The organism is Sphingomonas panaciterrae, assembly GCF_036890205.1.
Taxonomy (GTDB): Bacteria; Pseudomonadota; Alphaproteobacteria; order Sphingomonadales; family Sphingomonadaceae; genus Sphingomonas; species Sphingomonas panaciterrae.
In genome coordinates this window covers 16,174-30,069 of the sequence record NZ_JAKNQR010000003.1, presented here as the reverse complement: position 1 = coordinate 30,069, position 13,896 = coordinate 16,174, and the positions used below count along the sequence as shown (strand labels likewise).

At 65.0% G+C, this 13,896-nt stretch carries 15 protein-coding genes and 1 tRNA gene; 7 read left to right on the top strand and 9 right to left on the bottom strand.

The features are described 5' to 3' along the window. Positions 1-2: 2 nt before the first annotated feature. From L8F96_RS10210 to L8F96_RS10195, 4 genes are all read left to right on the top strand, one after another. Positions 3-557, top strand: coding sequence for a pyridoxamine 5'-phosphate oxidase family protein (locus tag L8F96_RS10210; protein ID WP_046409002.1), 555 nt, complete (start codon positions 3-5; stop codon positions 555-557). Further along, positions 557-754 (top strand): putative signal transducing protein, encoded by a 198-nt coding sequence (locus tag L8F96_RS10205; RefSeq protein ID WP_417158962.1) that lies wholly within the window; start codon positions 557-559, stop codon positions 752-754. The genes L8F96_RS10210 and L8F96_RS10205 overlap by 1 nt, the downstream gene beginning before the upstream one ends. Before the next feature lie 130 nt (positions 755-884). Continuing rightward, on the top strand, positions 885-1,223 hold the full coding sequence (locus L8F96_RS10200; protein WP_046409000.1) for a P-II family nitrogen regulator: 339 nt from the start codon (positions 885-887) through the stop codon (positions 1,221-1,223). 11 nt (positions 1,224-1,234) lie between these two features. Beyond that, positions 1,235-2,563, top strand: a complete 1,329-nt coding sequence (locus L8F96_RS10195; RefSeq protein WP_334655938.1) for an ammonium transporter — start codon at positions 1,235-1,237, stop codon at positions 2,561-2,563. A gap of 185 nt (positions 2,564-2,748) precedes the next feature. Here the strand turns inward: L8F96_RS10195 and L8F96_RS10190 are convergent, their stop codons facing one another. The 3 genes from L8F96_RS10190 to L8F96_RS10180 all read right to left on the bottom strand — a co-directional run bounded on the left by L8F96_RS10190 (position 2,749) and on the right by L8F96_RS10180 (position 6,657). Continuing rightward, positions 2,749-3,717 carry a retropepsin-like aspartic protease gene (locus tag L8F96_RS10190; protein ID WP_334655937.1) on the bottom strand — a complete coding sequence of 323 codons (969 nt, stop codon included), beginning with the start codon at positions 3,715-3,717 and terminating at the stop codon, positions 2,749-2,751. 66 nt (positions 3,718-3,783) lie between these two features. Then, positions 3,784-6,210, bottom strand: a complete 2,427-nt coding sequence (locus L8F96_RS10185; protein ID WP_334655936.1) for a ligase-associated DNA damage response DEXH box helicase — start codon at positions 6,208-6,210, stop codon at positions 3,784-3,786. Between the two features lie 258 nt (positions 6,211-6,468). After that, positions 6,469-6,657 carry a hypothetical protein gene (locus L8F96_RS10180; RefSeq protein WP_046408997.1) on the bottom strand — a complete coding sequence of 63 codons (189 nt, stop codon included), beginning with the start codon at positions 6,655-6,657 and terminating at the stop codon, positions 6,469-6,471. 75 nt (positions 6,658-6,732) lie between these two features. On the opposite strand from L8F96_RS10180, the gene L8F96_RS10175 reads away from it, so the two are divergent. Then, the gene (locus tag L8F96_RS10175; RefSeq protein ID WP_046408996.1) at positions 6,733-7,731 is read left to right on the top strand and encodes a ligase-associated DNA damage response exonuclease; all 999 of its coding nucleotides are present in this window, start codon (positions 6,733-6,735) and stop codon (positions 7,729-7,731) included. 67 nt (positions 7,732-7,798) lie between these two features. Continuing rightward, positions 7,799-7,889, top strand: a tRNA-Ser gene (locus tag L8F96_RS10170). Between the two features lie 737 nt (positions 7,890-8,626). On the opposite strand, the gene L8F96_RS10165 is transcribed toward L8F96_RS10170, so the two are convergent. The 6 genes from L8F96_RS10165 to L8F96_RS10140 all read right to left on the bottom strand — a co-directional run bounded on the left by L8F96_RS10165 (position 8,627) and on the right by L8F96_RS10140 (position 12,933). Continuing rightward, positions 8,627-8,995 carry a hypothetical protein gene (locus L8F96_RS10165; protein ID WP_334655935.1) on the bottom strand — a complete coding sequence of 123 codons (369 nt, stop codon included), beginning with the start codon at positions 8,993-8,995 and terminating at the stop codon, positions 8,627-8,629. A gap of 83 nt (positions 8,996-9,078) precedes the next feature. Continuing rightward, positions 9,079-9,402: a hypothetical protein gene (locus L8F96_RS10160; protein WP_334655934.1), complete on the bottom strand. Its 324-nt coding sequence runs from the start codon at positions 9,400-9,402 to the stop codon at positions 9,079-9,081. Continuing rightward, positions 9,399-10,763, bottom strand: coding sequence for a site-specific DNA-methyltransferase (locus L8F96_RS10155; protein WP_334655933.1), 1,365 nt, complete (start codon positions 10,761-10,763; stop codon positions 9,399-9,401). Before L8F96_RS10155 ends, L8F96_RS10160 begins: the two co-directional genes overlap by 4 nt. 51 nt (positions 10,764-10,814) lie before the next feature. After that, a complete protein-coding gene (locus L8F96_RS10150; protein ID WP_334655932.1) occupies positions 10,815-11,228 on the bottom strand; it encodes a hypothetical protein in 414 nt (137 codons plus the stop codon). A gap of 108 nt (positions 11,229-11,336) precedes the next feature. Beyond that, positions 11,337-11,996, bottom strand: coding sequence for a hypothetical protein (locus L8F96_RS10145; RefSeq protein ID WP_334655931.1), 660 nt, complete (start codon positions 11,994-11,996; stop codon positions 11,337-11,339). Continuing rightward, the gene (locus L8F96_RS10140; RefSeq protein WP_334655930.1) at positions 11,989-12,933 is read right to left on the bottom strand and encodes a hypothetical protein; all 945 of its coding nucleotides are present in this window, start codon (positions 12,931-12,933) and stop codon (positions 11,989-11,991) included. Before L8F96_RS10140 ends, L8F96_RS10145 begins: the two co-directional genes overlap by 8 nt. 655 nt (positions 12,934-13,588) lie before the next feature. Here L8F96_RS10140 and rpsU point away from each other — a divergent pair. Further along, positions 13,589-13,789, top strand: a complete 201-nt coding sequence (gene rpsU / locus L8F96_RS10135) for a 30S ribosomal protein S21 (RefSeq protein ID WP_334655929.1) — start codon at positions 13,589-13,591, stop codon at positions 13,787-13,789. The last annotated feature ends 107 nt before the right edge of the window (positions 13,790-13,896 follow it).

The following is a 13,896-nucleotide window of genomic DNA, read 5'->3' as shown; positions in this document are numbered from 1 at the left end:
GCATGGCGGAATTCTTTCCGGCGCTGAACGACGCGCATCGTGCCTTCATCGCCCGGCAGCCGGTCTTCTTCGTGGCAACGAGCGCGCCCGGCGCGCGGATCAACCTCAGCCCCAAGGGCATGGACACGTTCCGCGTTCTGGACCCGACCACCGTCGCCTATCTCGACGTTGCAGGATCGGGCAATGAGACCAACGCGCACCTGCTCGCCGACGGGCGCATCACCATCATGTTCTGCGCCTTCGATCAGCCCGCACTGATCTTTCGCATCTACGGTCGGGGCCGCCCAGTCCTTCCCCAGGATCCGGAATGGCGCGCGCTGTATAGCGAGTTTCCGCCACTGCCCGGCACGCGGCAGATCTTCGTCGTGGCGATCGACCAGGCGCAGACGTCCTGCGGCTGGGGCGTGCCGCAGATGACGCTGGATCATCCGCGTGAGACGCTGAACAAATATAACGCCAAGTACAGCGATGAAGAGCGGCTGGCCTATTGGCAGGGCAGCAACGCGAAAAGCATCGATGACTTGCCAGTACGCACGCCCGACGCGCTGCCGCGCTGATGCTGGTCGAACTGGGTCGCTATGACCGCAATCTTGCCAGCATCCTCGCCGCGCGACTGGAGAGCGAAGGAATAGTCGCGCTCACCTTCGATGCCGGGGCGTCGATCGCCGACGGCAGCTGGTTGCTGATCCCCGTGCGCCTGATGGTCGAAGAGGATGATCTTGATCGTGCTAGGATGGTAGTCGACGGTGCCTAATTCTTGAGCATGTTTTCGCATCTGCACAAAAAGTAACGTGTCAAATGTGGTTGCCGTGATCATGCACTAGGCAGCGACGGTTTGGCACATCTGTTGCGAAGTACCTTTCCGGGTAACGGAAGGGGGCGCGATGAAACTGGTCATAGCCATCATCAAGCCGTTCAAGCTCGACGAAGTGAGGGAAGCACTCACCGGGATCGGGGTGGCGGGGATGACAGTCACCGAGGTGAAGGGTTTCGGGCGCCAGAAGGGGCAGACCGAAATCTACCGCGGCGCCGAATACAGCACCAACATGGTGCCCAAGATCAAAATCGAAGTGGTTTGCCCGGTCGACCTCGCGGATCGCGTGGTCGAGGCGGTGCAGGCGGCCGCGAACACCGGCGCGATCGGTGACGGCAAGATCTTCGTCCTCGATGTCGGGCAGGCGGTGCGCATCCGCACCGGCGAAACCGACGATACGGCACTCTGAGGGGGGTGGTGATGAAGCAGATAATCAGGACTGCCCTGGCATTGGGCGTGGCGGCAACAGCCGCGGCGGCGGCACCCGCCTGGGCCCAGGCAACCGCGCCGGTGCCCAACAAGGGCGACACCGCCTGGATGATGACCGCGACCGTGCTGGTCATGACGATGATCGTGCCCGGGCTGGCGCTGTTCTATGGCGGCCTCGTGCGCACCAAGAACATGCTATCGGTGCTGACCCAGATCCTGGCCGTCGCGAGCTTCGCGATGATCATCTGGGTCACCTACGGCTACACCATGGCGTTCGGTGACGGCGGCAACGCCTTTATCGCCGGGTTCAACAAGCTGTTCCTTGCCGGGGTCAACGCCGACTCGACGGCGGCAACCTTCACCGACGGTGTCGTCATCCCGGAATATGTCTTCATCGCCTTCCAGATGACCTTTGCGGCGATCACCGTCAGCCTGGTGGTCGGTGGCCTGGTCGAGCGGATGAAGTTTGCCGGCCTGATGGTCTTTGCGCTGATCTGGCTCACCATCGTCTATTTCCCGATCGCGCACATGGTGTGGGCGGGCAACGGCCTTCTCTTTAATTGGCAGCCCGCCGCGCTCGACTTCGCCGGCGGCACGGTGGTTCACATCAACGCCGGCATCTCGGCGCTGGTCGGGGCGATCATCATCGGCCCGCGGCTGGGCTACAAGAAAGAGATCATGGCCCCGCACTCGCTGGTCATGACGCTGATCGGCACCGGCCTCCTGTGGGTCGGCTGGTTCGGGTTCAACGCCGGATCGGCGCTGGAGGCCAATGGCTCGGCGGCGCTGGCGATGATCAACACCTTCGTCGCCACGGCGGCGGGTGTATTGTTCTGGATGCTGACGGAACGGATGCTGGGCCACAAGGGATCGATGCTCGGCGCCTGCTCCGGCGCGATCGCCGGCCTGGTCGCGGTGACCCCGGCGGCGGGCAATTCGGGGCCGTTCGGCGCCATCCTGCTGGGTGCGATCGCGGCCATCATCTGCGCCTATTTCGTGGTCGCGGTGAAGCCCAAGCTCAGCCTTGACGACTCGCTGGATGCGTTCGGAATCCACGGCATCGGTGGCATCGTGGGGTCGATCGGCACGGCATTCACCATGCTGCCGGGCCTCGGCGGGCCTGGCGCTGCAGACTATGCCCTGGGGCCGCAGCTCGTGACCCAGGTGGTCGCGGTGCTCATCTCGGTGGCCTGGGCCGGCGTCGGATCCGCCATCGCCTTCTCGATCGCCAAGGCGACCGTCGGGCTGCGGGTCAGCGAAGAGGTGGAGCGCGAAGGGCTCGACCTCAGCGAGCATGGCGAGCGCGCCTACAATTATTGACGAGATTGGGAGCCGGCTGCGGCCGGTTCCCAGACGATGTTCCTCCTGCGGACGCACTAGGCCCGGTACGAAAGTGCCGGGCCCTTTTTTATGGGCCATCGGCCGCGACGAGGCGTCGACCGGAGTCGTTCGGCCGCTTCTGGCCGCCTTTGGGCGCATTCGGCCCTTTATGGAGAAATCCGGCCCTAGCCGCGGCGCGCGGCGCCGCGCGGCAGCAGCAGGCGCAGTTCGCGGTTGGCGAAATCGATCTGAACGCGGGTGAACAGTTTCAGCACGTCCATGCCGAGCATGATCGCCGGTTTCTTTTCCAGCCCGAACACGCGGAATGGCGGCACGTCGGCAAAGGCCACCGGCATGTCGCGGATCTCCGCATCGCCGATCTTGATCGACTTGACCGACCCATAATCGGCGACGAGTTCGCCGCCCGTCACGCTGATCAGCGTGATCGGGGTGACCTTGCCGCGCTTGGCGAGCCGCTTGCGCAGCGCGAGGTTGCCCATCGACACCACGCTGCCGGTATCGAGGATGACGCGGACCCGTTCCCCGCCGACCCGCGCGTCGGTGACGACGAGCTGGCCGAACAGGCTTTTCGCCTGGATGACGATTTCGTCGGGCACGCGGCGGACCCGCTCGCCGCGCTTGCGCGCCGGCGTCACCGTCATCCGCTGCTGATCGAAATCGATCGCCAGCGCATGGCCCTGAAGCGCGTCGATGCCGAGCATGCCGGGCGCGCCGAGGTTCGCCGCCGATAGCGCCGGCGCCTCGATCCGCTCCCCGCCGAGCGTGCTGACGGAAATTGACGGGATCACCACCGTGCCGACATCCTGTGTCCCGGTCATCCCGGTCAGGCGGACGTTGCGGCCGCCGGGGAGGCGAAGCCGCGCCGCCAGTTCGCGGCTGATCACCGTTCGCTGGGCGCCGGTATCGATGACGAACTGATAGGGCCCCGCCCCCGCGATCTGGACCGGCACCGTCATGCGCGGGCCGTCGACGCCGAAATCGAGATGCTCGCCGGTGGGCACGGCCGGATCCTCGGCATGGCCGAGCCCGATGTGCGCGGCGTAATCGGTGATCGGCGCGGGCGGCACCACGGGCTGCTGATCGTCCGCATTGGCGAGCAGCGACAGGAGCGGCAAGGCAAGCCAGCGGCGCATACAGGGATGAAGCGCCCGATCCGGACCCTTGTCAATCGTTATCCCCGGCGGCGGAAGCCCCCGGCCTCAGTCGAGCCGCATCGCCTCCCCGGCGAGTGCCTCCGCCTCGATCAGCAGCGCATCGTCCGCGCTGCCGGTGGCGACTCGTTCGCGGCCGATCAGGACCAGCACCGGCACGGCGAGCGGCGAGACGCGCGGGAGATCGACGTGGAGCATCGTCCCCGCCGCGCGATCGAGCAGGTCGGCGAGGCGGCCGACGTCGGTCATGCGCGCGCGGGCGTCGGCCCAGGCAGCCTCGAGCAGGATGTGGCCCGGTTCGTACTTGCGCAGCACGTCGTAGATGAGGTCGGTGGAGAAGGTGACCTGCTTGCCGGTCTTGCGCTTGCCGGGATGCTGCCGCTCGACGAGCCCGCCGATCACCGCGACTTCGCGGAAGGCGCGTTTCAGCAGGTGCGACTGCTGTACCCAGTCGACGAATTCATGCTCAAGGATGTCGGGCGAGAAGAGCGCGGCGGGATCGGTGACGGGATCGATCGAATAGGTGGCGATGGCATAATCATTGGCGACGAAGCCGAGCGGCTTCAGCCCCGCGGTTTCCATCCGCCGCGTGATCAGCATGCCGAGCGACTGGTGCGCGTTCCACCCCTCGAAGGAATAGGCGACCATGTAGTTGCGCCCTTCGCGCGGGAAGGTTTCGACGAGCAGCTGGTCGGGATGCGGCAGCGCGGAGCGGCGGGCCTGGATTTCCAGCCATTCGCGCACGTCATCGGGGAAGCGCGCCCATTCGGCAGGCGTATCGAGGAAGCCGCGGACGCGATCAGCGAGGTTGGTGGAGAGCGGCATCCGGCTGCCGCCATAAGTGGGGATTCGCGCGGGCCGCGCGGTGGCGCGGACGATCAGATCCTCGGTATCGATCTTCTCCACCTCAAGGCTCATCCCGGCGAAGAAGAAGGTGTCGCCATGGCTGAGCGTGGAGGCGAACGCCTCCTCCACCTTGCCCAGCGCGCGGCCGTTGCGGAAGCGGACCTTGAGCATCGTCGCCTCGACGATGATTCCGGCGTTGAGGCGATGCTGCGCGACGAATTTCGGATGGCTGACGCGCCACAGGCCATCGGCATCCTGCGTCAGCCGCTTGAAGCGATCATAAGCGCGAAGCGAATAGCCACCGTCGCGAATGAAGCCGAGCACCTTGTTGAACAGTTCATCAGTGAGCGCCGAATAGGGCAAGGACGAGCGGATCTCGTCAAGCAATGCGGCCTGATCGAACGGAGCGGCGCAGGCGCAGGCCATGACATGCTGCGCCAGCACGTCGAGCGCGCCCATGCGGAACACATCGGTATCGAGCTCGCCCGCCTCCACCGCGTCCAGCGCGGCGCGCGCCTCGAGATATTCAAAGCGGTTGCCGGGGACGACGATCGCCTCCGACGGCTCATCAAGGCGGTGGTTGCTGCGGCCGATGCGCTGCAGCAGGCGCGACGAACCCTTGGGCGCCCCCATCTGGATCACGCAATCGACATCGCCCCAGTCGACTCCCAGGTCGAGGCTGGCGGTGGCGACCAGCGCGCGCAGGCGGCCGCCGGCCATCGCCGCCTCCACCTTGCGCCGCGCCTCTTTTTCCAGGCTGCCGTGATGGATGCCGATCGGCAGCTGCATCTCGTTCGCCTTCCACAGATCCTGGAAGATCAGCTCGGCCAGGCTGCGGGTGTTGCAGAAGACGATGGTGGTCTTGTGAGTCTCGATCTCCGCCATCACCTGCGCCGCGGCATAGCGGCCGGAATGGCCCGCCCAGGGCACGCGATCCTCGGGCAGCAGGATGGCGATATTGGGATCGACGCCGGTTTCGCCCTGCACCAGGCTGACGCTGTCGATATCGCCCTCGGGCGCGAGCCAGGCGCGATAGCCGTCGGGGTCGGCGACGGTGGCGGACAAGGCGACGCGGCGCAGGCCGGGCGCGATCGCCTGAAGCCGGGCCATGCATAGCGACAGCAGGTCGCCGCGCTTGCCGGTGGCGAAGGCGTGCACCTCATCGATCACGATCGTGCGCAGGCCGGCGAACATGGTGAAGCTGTCGGGGTAGCTGAGCAGTAGCGACAGCGATTCGGGTGTGGTGAGCAGGATCTGCGGCGGCTTCACCCGCTGGCGCGCCTTGCGATCGGACGGGGTGTCGCCGGTGCGGGTTTCGACGCGGATCTCGATGCCCATTTCGTCGAGGCCCATTTCATCGAGGGGCGTGACGAGGTTGCGCTGAATGTCGACCGCCAGCGCCTTCAACGGCGAGACATAAAGGGTGTGGAGACCCTCGGTCGGCTGCTCGATCAATTCCGCAAGCGTGGGAAGGAAGCCGGCGAGCGTCTTGCCTGCGCCAGTCGCGGCGACGAGCAGCGCGTGCCGCCCGGCGCGGCCCTCGGCGAGCATGTCGAGCTGGTGGCGGCGCGGAGACCAGCCCCGCGACGCGAACCAGTCGGCCAGCGGGGTCGGAAGTGAAACAGTCATCGCGTCGACATATAGGGTCGCCATCCCGTTTCAGAACGCCGCGCCTGCATCGTCGCCCGGCCGCGGCAGGTGGCGCTTTGCGGCGACAGCCCCTGACGCAGCACACTCGGAGCACACTCTCCCCTGAGGGAGCGGCGGCATAGCGTCCTGGCGATCAGATCACGCGGCTGTCCCAGCGCCCGGCTCGCAGGGAGGCGCTGTCACCGCGGGATCGGCCGCCGCCGACCGCGCCGGCCAAGTGACGGGGCGGCGCGACAATCAGCCGCGCGCGGCGTCCTCGCGCGATTGTTCCTCGTACAGCCGGTGAGTCGCCTCTTCGGTGCGGCGTTCCTGTTCCGGGGTCACCTTGTTGCGGAACTTCGCAAAGGCGATCGCGAGGCCCAGGATGATGAAGCCGCCGATGACGACGAAAACCCAAAGGCTGTCGCCCAAAGCCTGATGTTCCATGCCGCACTCTCCTTTTTCTGTTGTTCCCACAACGAGGCGCCGGGGCGATTTGATCCGCTCGTGCGTACTGCCCCCATGCCCAAGCTTGGCGACTGGCTCGAACCTCACCCCCATGGCATCTTCGTTCGCCCGGCCGATGCCTGGGTCGATCCCTCCCTGCCCCAGCCACGCGCGCTGGTGACTCATGGCCATGCCGACCACGCGCGCGGCGGGCATGGCGCGGTGTGGGCGACGCCCGAGACGCTGGCGATCATGGACACGCGCTATGGCGAGCAGGCGGGACACCCGGTAGGCTATGGCGATAGCGTGCGGCTGGGCGAGGTGCAGGCGACCTTCGTTCCCGCCGGCCATGTGCTGGGCTCGGCGCAGATCCTGCTGGAATATCGCGGCGAGCGGATCGTCGTGTCGGGCGACTACAAGCGCCGGCCGGACCCGACCTGCGCGCCGTTCGAGCCGGTGGCGTGCGATGTGTTCATCACCGAGGCGACGTTCGGCCTCCCCGTGTTCCGCCACCCCGATACCGGGGACGAGATCGACAAGCTGGTCGCGCGGCTGCACGCCAACCCGGATCGCTGCGTGCTGGTCGGCGCCTATGCGCTGGGCAAGGCGCAGCGGGTGATCGCCGAGCTGCGCGAGCGCGGGCATGAGGCGCCGATCTATATCCATGGCGCGTTGCAGCGATTGTGCGACCTTTATGCCGACCACGGCGTGCGGCTGGGTGAGCTGATCCCCGTGGCGGGGGTGCCGAAGGCGGCGATGGCGGGGCATGTCGTGATGTGCCCGCCCGGCGCGCTCAACGACCGCTGGTCGCGCCGCCTGCCCGATCCGATTACCGCGATGGCGAGTGGTTGGATGCGGGTGCGCCAGCGTGCGCGCCAGAAGCTGGTCGAGCTGCCGCTGATCATGTCCGACCATGCCGATTGGGACGAGCTGACCGATACGATCGAGGAGATCGCGCCGCGCGAGGTGTGGGTGACTCACGGGCGCGAGGAGGCGCTGATCCACTGGTGCGCGATGCGCCAGATCAAGGCGCGCGCGCTCGCGCTGGTCGGCTTCGAGGACGAGGACGATTGATGCGTGTGCGGCAAACGCTTGCGCGCGGCGAAAGACCGGCCTAGGGCGCGCTTCTTCCGGGACATGCGGAGCGGTGGCCGAGTGGTCGAAGGCGCTCGCCTGGAAAGTGAGTATACGGCAAAACCGTATCGAGGGTTCGAATCCCTCCCGCTCCGCCACCCAGTCGTAAGATACTGACCGAATTAGATTTTGTCCGCGAAAGCGGCGCAGTTCTGCGCGATTTCTGTTCGCTTCCGTACTGCAGAGAGTCGGATCGAACGCGCGATACAGAATTTTCCGGCGGTTTTCTCCGGGCGGATGCGCGGCGGTACGGAATCGAAAAAGTGCAGCATTCCGGTCTGGAATGTGGAACAATCCAAACTTCTGGATGCCGTCGTTGAACGTCAACCTTTCCTCCCGAGCCTTTGAGATTACACGCGTCGCGCGCGGTACATTCGCTGCTCAGTGCTGATAGCTGCCCGAAGACGCGGATTGGTTCGCCTGACCTGGAGAAGGCGCAGTAGAAATGCGCCGGCCCGTTACCTCGCGAGCGTACTTGCTGCCTCCGCAAAGGCTCACCTTTTATTAGCTGGCAGCAATGCACCTCGCCAGCCTGAAATTTCCAGTAAGTCACGGCAGCAGGGCGCGTTTTTCGCTTCAGCAGACATGACGACCGCTGCGCAAGAGCAGGTGCGCGGCAGGCAACGGTCGCGGATCTGCACGCAGTGAGCAGTCCTGCACCTCCCGTCATGCAGGGTGAAAAACAGGAATTCAGCCGCACACTGCATTACGCGGGCGATTGGCGGTTTTCAGCCATATTCACGCGATCCAGCCTTGTGTTGCTGACCGCCTTGCAGGAGCTGTCGATCGTACCGATGAGAACGGGCCGCGCGCGACAGAGGCCGCCATCGCGGGTTCAGCGAGGGAGCCTGACTTTGGCAAGTTCGAGAAGCCACTCATAGAACGAGACAGCAGATCGGTCGGCCGGCGTTGCATCCCCACTCCGGGCAGCGCTTCGAAGGTTGGCAAGGTGCTCCTGCAGGCGAATGACACCCGCCGGTGCCGGTGCCGGAGCGGGCGTGGTAACGGCGGTTTCGGGAGCGGCTGCCTGTTGGACCAGTCGGATGAAGTCCATCACCGCCGCGCGACGATAGACCTTTCCGCTGGCGATCATACGCACAAGCGCCTCGTACAACGTGACGACCCGTCGTCCCCGACCGCGCGGAATCGACACAGGCAGGTTTGCAGTAGCCATCACGATCTGGCGCAGATCGTCATCCAGCACATCATCGGAGCGTGGCCGCCCGCCCCGCATGCGGCCTGGAGTCAATCCGGAGTCGGCCCCATCAGGAGCGTCGCGCCCCTCCATCATGAACGGGGCCTGGTGATTGCTTTCCGGCGTTCCTCGGCCTGAAAATGAAAAGTGGCACTTTTGGTCATCTCGACATGGTCGCGCAGGGCGAGGCGGTTCTCCCCCTGTCCAGTGGCAAGGCAACGAATTGCATTCTCCAGACGCGTGACCGGCTTACCGTTCCGGTGCCCGATCACCTCTCCGGCGACCTCCAGCACGATGCGGTGCACGTCCGTGAGGGTGAGCAGTTCGCGCGGCTTGCGCCGTCGTGCGCCATCGGGGTTGCCCGAGTACCCCGGCGCGAACCTGCCGTCGCCGTCACGCCCAGTCTGCCTGGTCATACGGTCTCTCCCAGAGCGAGATCTGCCAGCCGCTCGATTTCCGCATTGCGGCGTGCGTACACCTCGGCAAACGTCTCTCCCGTCGCCTCAAGGACCGCCTTGCCTCGCGCAATCTTCTGCCAGCGGCGGATGGTGACGGCACAATAGCGAGGTTCGTACTCGATCAGTCGCGCCCGGCGGCCCGTCTTGTGCGCGGCGATCAGCGTCGAGCCCGAGCCGCCGAACGGATCGAGTACGATCTCGCCACGCTTGGAGGTATCCTTGATGGCGTCCATGATCATCGTGACCGGCTTCACCGTTGGATGCAGTGCGAGTTCGGCGTCACGCCCCGTCTTCGTGGCGCCGCGATAGTTCCAGACGTTGGTGCGGTATCGTCCGTTCTTCCCGAGCTGGACCGTGTTGAGGTGCGGAGCCTCGCCAACCTTCCACACGAAGACGAACTCGTGCTGGCTGCGGTAGAAACTGCCCATGCCGCCATTGTCCTTTACCCAGGTGCAGATGTTCTGGAGCCCGGAATAGACGGCATGACCGGCCTCCATCATCTCGCGCACGTGGCGCCAGTCCATGCACTGATAGTGGATCGCGCCGTCAATGCTGTTCGCTGCGGAGTGGGCGAAGACGCCCTGAAGGAAAGCGGTAAACTGCGCGGGCGACATCTCACCGCTCGCCATGGCGAACTCGGCATGCTTCGTCTGGCCGAGCCCACCGACATGCCCGTCGATCTTCACGTTAAAGGGAGGGTCGGAGAAAACCATTCGAGCGGGCTCAAGGTTCATCAGCCGATCGAAGGAAGCCTCCTCACGGGAGTCTCCGCACAGGAGTCGATGCGAACCGAGGATCCACAGATCACCACGCTCCACCCCTGGCACTTCCCTGCGGTCCAGTGTCGGCTGCTCCTCAAGCTTTGCCTCGGCCGGACTAACGTCGAGCAGGAGATCGATGTCAGTGGTGGAGAAACCGGTAGTCTCGATATCAAAGCGCGCCTCGATCTCGACCAGCTCTGCGAACTCGATGCGCAGGATGTCCTCATCCCAATCGGCGTTCTCCGCGATCCTGTTGTCCGCAAGTCGATAGGCACGCAGCTCATCGGGCGTCAGATGCGTGATCTGGATCGTTGGAACATCCTCGATGCCCAGCAGCTTCGACGCCTCGACCCGGGCATGGCCAGCCACGATCGTCCCATCCGCCTCGATGATGATCGGGTTGGTGAAACCGAAATGACGGATCGACGCCGCGACCTGCTCGACCTGCTTCTCACTGTGCCTGCGTGCATTGCGCGCTGCCGGCCGGAGGGATCCGATCGGCCGCAACTCGACCTTCAGCGGGTCGATCGTGTGCCGGTTGACATGCGTTTCGCTCACTCTCCATACTCCCCATCATTCCTGGTGGTTAGTACCCATGGACTAACTCAGCTAACTACTCAACAGGCTTGTTAACAGTGATGCATGCTCGGGCATGCGCTCTGCCGCGACGCGCTGCATCTCGGCGATGGCAACCTGTCTTGGCATCAGCAGCAGCCCCTCGTCAGTCTGCCGCACGAAAAGCTGCCCACCGCCGCGCAGTGAAAAGGCATCAAGCAGTGTTTCGGGTAGTGCGAGCGTTCCATCCTTCCTGACGTCGAGCGAGAGTATCGGGCCCTGCTCGACAGCCTCGCTGGCCCGCTGGATGCGTCCGGCCCGCAGCAGAACGTTGTAGGTGTGCTGGTAGCGTATGCCGAGAAAGCTGGAGATGTCGGATGTGCTGACACCTGCCTCGTTCAGCGCCCGGATCTTTGCTGCCTTGCTGTCATGAGCGCTCGCGATGCGCTTCATCTCTTCCTGATCCATCATTCCCTCCACCGGTTCGCCACTCGATACACGAGTGAGCGTCACCTGTCAGGATGAGTGAGGGCTGGCGACGTGCCGAAGGTTGCGGTGCCGGATACCCGGTGTGGATCAATCGCCGGGCGTTGCTGCGATCCCGCAGGTGGCGAGGCCAGCCCTCAGGCTCTCGTCGAGTGGATAGGGACGGAGACCGTCTTTCGTGATCTGCCCGATGCGCTGGTTTGCGCCGCCCGGCAGACCATAGCCGAGGGTCGCTGCAACAGGGCGGAACAGCAGGCCACTGCCGGCAAGCATCTCGTCAAGCATGGTGCGCGCGGTCTTCCCGCTGGCGACGGTGCTGGTGGCGGTGGCGGCAGCGACCAGCCGCATCTGCTGCTCCACGAGCGCGGCCGTGGCCGCATGATCGGACGGGATGGGGGAGGTGTTCATTCCGGCTGGATTGTCAGCGGCGACGAGCGTTCGGAACGGATGATCATCGATCCGCCACGCGATGTCACCGGTCGGCATGCGGTAGCGGCCACCACTGCTGACGCCAACAAGCAGACCGTGGACGCTGCTGTTCTCGACGAACGGATAGAGCGCGCCCGTACGCGAAAAACTCATGCCCCCGGCCCTGTCCCATGCCGCGACAACGCAGCTGGTGACGCCAGTGATGGGATCGTTGGTACGTGCAACCTGCCAGGTGAGCTTCGGCTTCTTTCCGGCCATCACCGGAGAGGCTGCAACGGTGGCCGCCAGCACTGCGCCCATGGCGGTGACCAGCTTATGCATCGGCTGCCTCCAGTTCGACCAGCGCTGCACGCAGCTGCTGGCAGAGCATGTCCAGCCGCGCTGGTGGGTCGCCGAAGTCATTGGCGCCAAACCTGTCCGCCCGAAGTTCGAGGAAAAGGGTGATCCAGAGCAGCACCGCATCACCGGGCCAGCTCCCGGCCTCTTCCTGCAACTGGCGCTGGTGGGTCAGGAAGGCGTCATGATCCTTCTCCCCGATGAGGTCCAGCAGACGATAGCCGTCGATCAGATCAGCCAGCGGTGCCGCCTGATCCCAGGTGAGGTCCGCCGGGATTGCCGCAAAGTTGCCGAAACCAACCTGCTGTACCCACGACTGCTTGCTCGCGGAGCCCGAACGCAGTCGCGAGCGCAGAAGCGAGAGCGGATCAGCAGGCAGCTGGCCGAACAGCCGGTCGGCGAGGTGTGCGACATCGTCGAGCCGCTCGAACCGGCGCACCGGCACGACACGGTGATGCGGGCGTTCCGCCTTCACCCCCTGACTGTTGGCGCGGGTGTGACGCGCGACCCTGTCTCCGAGGTCCGGCAGCGGCTCGCCGGGTGCACCACCGAACCACTGGATGTCGCAGAAGGTGCGGGTCTCGGGATCGTAGGTCAGCCATACGACACATCCCGATGGGCGGGCTGCAAGGCGGGTATGGACGGTGATCTCGCTTCGCGCCCCGCCAAGGACCTTCACCTTCAGCTGGGTGTGCCGCTGGATGCCTCCGGCCTCGAGCATGACGTCGAAGCCGTCCTTGTCGACGCTGCTGTAGAGTTCGTCATATTCGACGCCTCGCGCGAGGAGCTCGGCACCGAGCTGGCCGAGCAGCATGTGCTCGAATACGTTCTCGCGCATGGATGACTGGTGAGTGAGTTGCCGCACTCGCCAGTGGGCTCCGGGCAGCGGCTTTGCCGCGGCGCATTCGATAAGGCCGGTCATCACGTCTCCTGCTGCAGGCGACGTCCGTTGCCGATGACCTCGTTCGTCGCGCCTATGTCCTCTCGGAGCGACGGCCCGAAGCCGGATGTTGAGAACCTGACCGTAGGCACAGGCGCATGCGCCTTTACCGTTGCCGGCTGGACATGCGCGCATGCCACCCGGCCTCGACAAAGTCGTGACCGAGTTCCTACAGGTTGAGGTTCTCACGCCCCGCCCCCCGGCTTTCACGAGGGGCAGGCACCTGATTGCTCTGCTTCGCGTGGCAGGCAAGTGGAATGTGTCGGTAACCGCAAATAGATGACGGGAGCTGGCATCCTGTCGCGCTCTCTGACGATCACTGGCGGACGGCGAACGGTCCGCCTGTCGCGCGCGCAAAAAGGAAGGATGCCGATGCGACAGGCTACTGCGGCTGCGGGATTGTGCATGGCTGGTCACCCTGCGGGGGTGAGGCGATGAACGTGGTGCGGAAAGCTGCGGGCTCGCCCAGCATGGACGGCCGGCCAGTCGCCACGGCGAATACACTCACATTTCGAGAGTACCGGGATGCCGACAGTAAACGTTCAGTCATCTGGAGCTTTTTGGGGTCGTGTAGCTCCTGGCAATGGTCTAAAGCCCAGACCCGATACCCGGTCCAATGCGGTTAGAAGTCAAAGCCATGCAAATCATCGTTCGTGACAATAACGTCGACCAGGCTCTCCGGGTGCTGAAGAAGAAGCTGCAGCGCGAGGGCGTCTACCGCGAGTGGAAGCTCCGCAGGCACTATGAGAAACCTTCCGAAAAGCGTGCGCGCGAGCATGCGGCCGCTATCAGTCGCGCACGGAAGGCTGATCGCAAGCGAGCCGAGCGGGATAGCTGACTTCGCGGGTGACAGGAACGCATGGTCGGGCGTCCGCCGCGGCGCAGCTGTCGCTTCATCCCTTATTCGAATGCGACCGAGCTGGGCAGCGCGACACGCTGCCCACC

Bases quoted from the DNA above. Each gene is read 5' to 3' on its own strand.
- L8F96_RS10185 (WP_334655936.1), bottom strand. From the start codon at position 6,210: ATGACTGTTTCACTTCCGACCCCGCTGGCCGACTGGTTCGCGTCGCGG.
- L8F96_RS10175 (WP_046408996.1), top strand. From the start codon at position 6,733: ATGCCCAAGCTTGGCGACTGGCTCGAACCTCACCCCCATGGCATCTTC.
- L8F96_RS10145 (WP_334655931.1), bottom strand. From the start codon at position 11,996: ATGCATAAGCTGGTCACCGCCATGGGCGCAGTGCTGGCGGCCACCGTT.
- rpsU (WP_334655929.1), top strand. From the start codon at position 13,589: ATGCAAATCATCGTTCGTGACAATAACGTCGACCAGGCTCTCCGGGTG.
- L8F96_RS10190 (WP_334655937.1), bottom strand. From the start codon at position 3,717: ATGCGCCGCTGGCTTGCCTTGCCGCTCCTGTCGCTGCTCGCCAATGCG.
- L8F96_RS10180 (WP_046408997.1), bottom strand. From the start codon at position 6,657: ATGGAACATCAGGCTTTGGGCGACAGCCTTTGGGTTTTCGTCGTCATC.
- L8F96_RS10160 (WP_334655934.1), bottom strand. From the start codon at position 9,402: ATGACCAGGCAGACTGGGCGTGACGGCGACGGCAGGTTCGCGCCGGGG.
- L8F96_RS10150 (WP_334655932.1), bottom strand. From the start codon at position 11,228: ATGGATCAGGAAGAGATGAAGCGCATCGCGAGCGCTCATGACAGCAAG.
- L8F96_RS10200 (WP_046409000.1), top strand. From the start codon at position 885: ATGAAACTGGTCATAGCCATCATCAAGCCGTTCAAGCTCGACGAAGTG.
- L8F96_RS10210 (WP_046409002.1), top strand. From the start codon at position 3: ATGGCGGAATTCTTTCCGGCGCTGAACGACGCGCATCGTGCCTTCATC.
- L8F96_RS10140 (WP_334655930.1), bottom strand. From the start codon at position 12,933: ATGACCGGCCTTATCGAATGCGCCGCGGCAAAGCCGCTGCCCGGAGCC.
- L8F96_RS10195 (WP_334655938.1), top strand. From the start codon at position 1,235: ATGAAGCAGATAATCAGGACTGCCCTGGCATTGGGCGTGGCGGCAACA.
- L8F96_RS10205 (WP_417158962.1), top strand. From the start codon at position 557: ATGCTGGTCGAACTGGGTCGCTATGACCGCAATCTTGCCAGCATCCTC.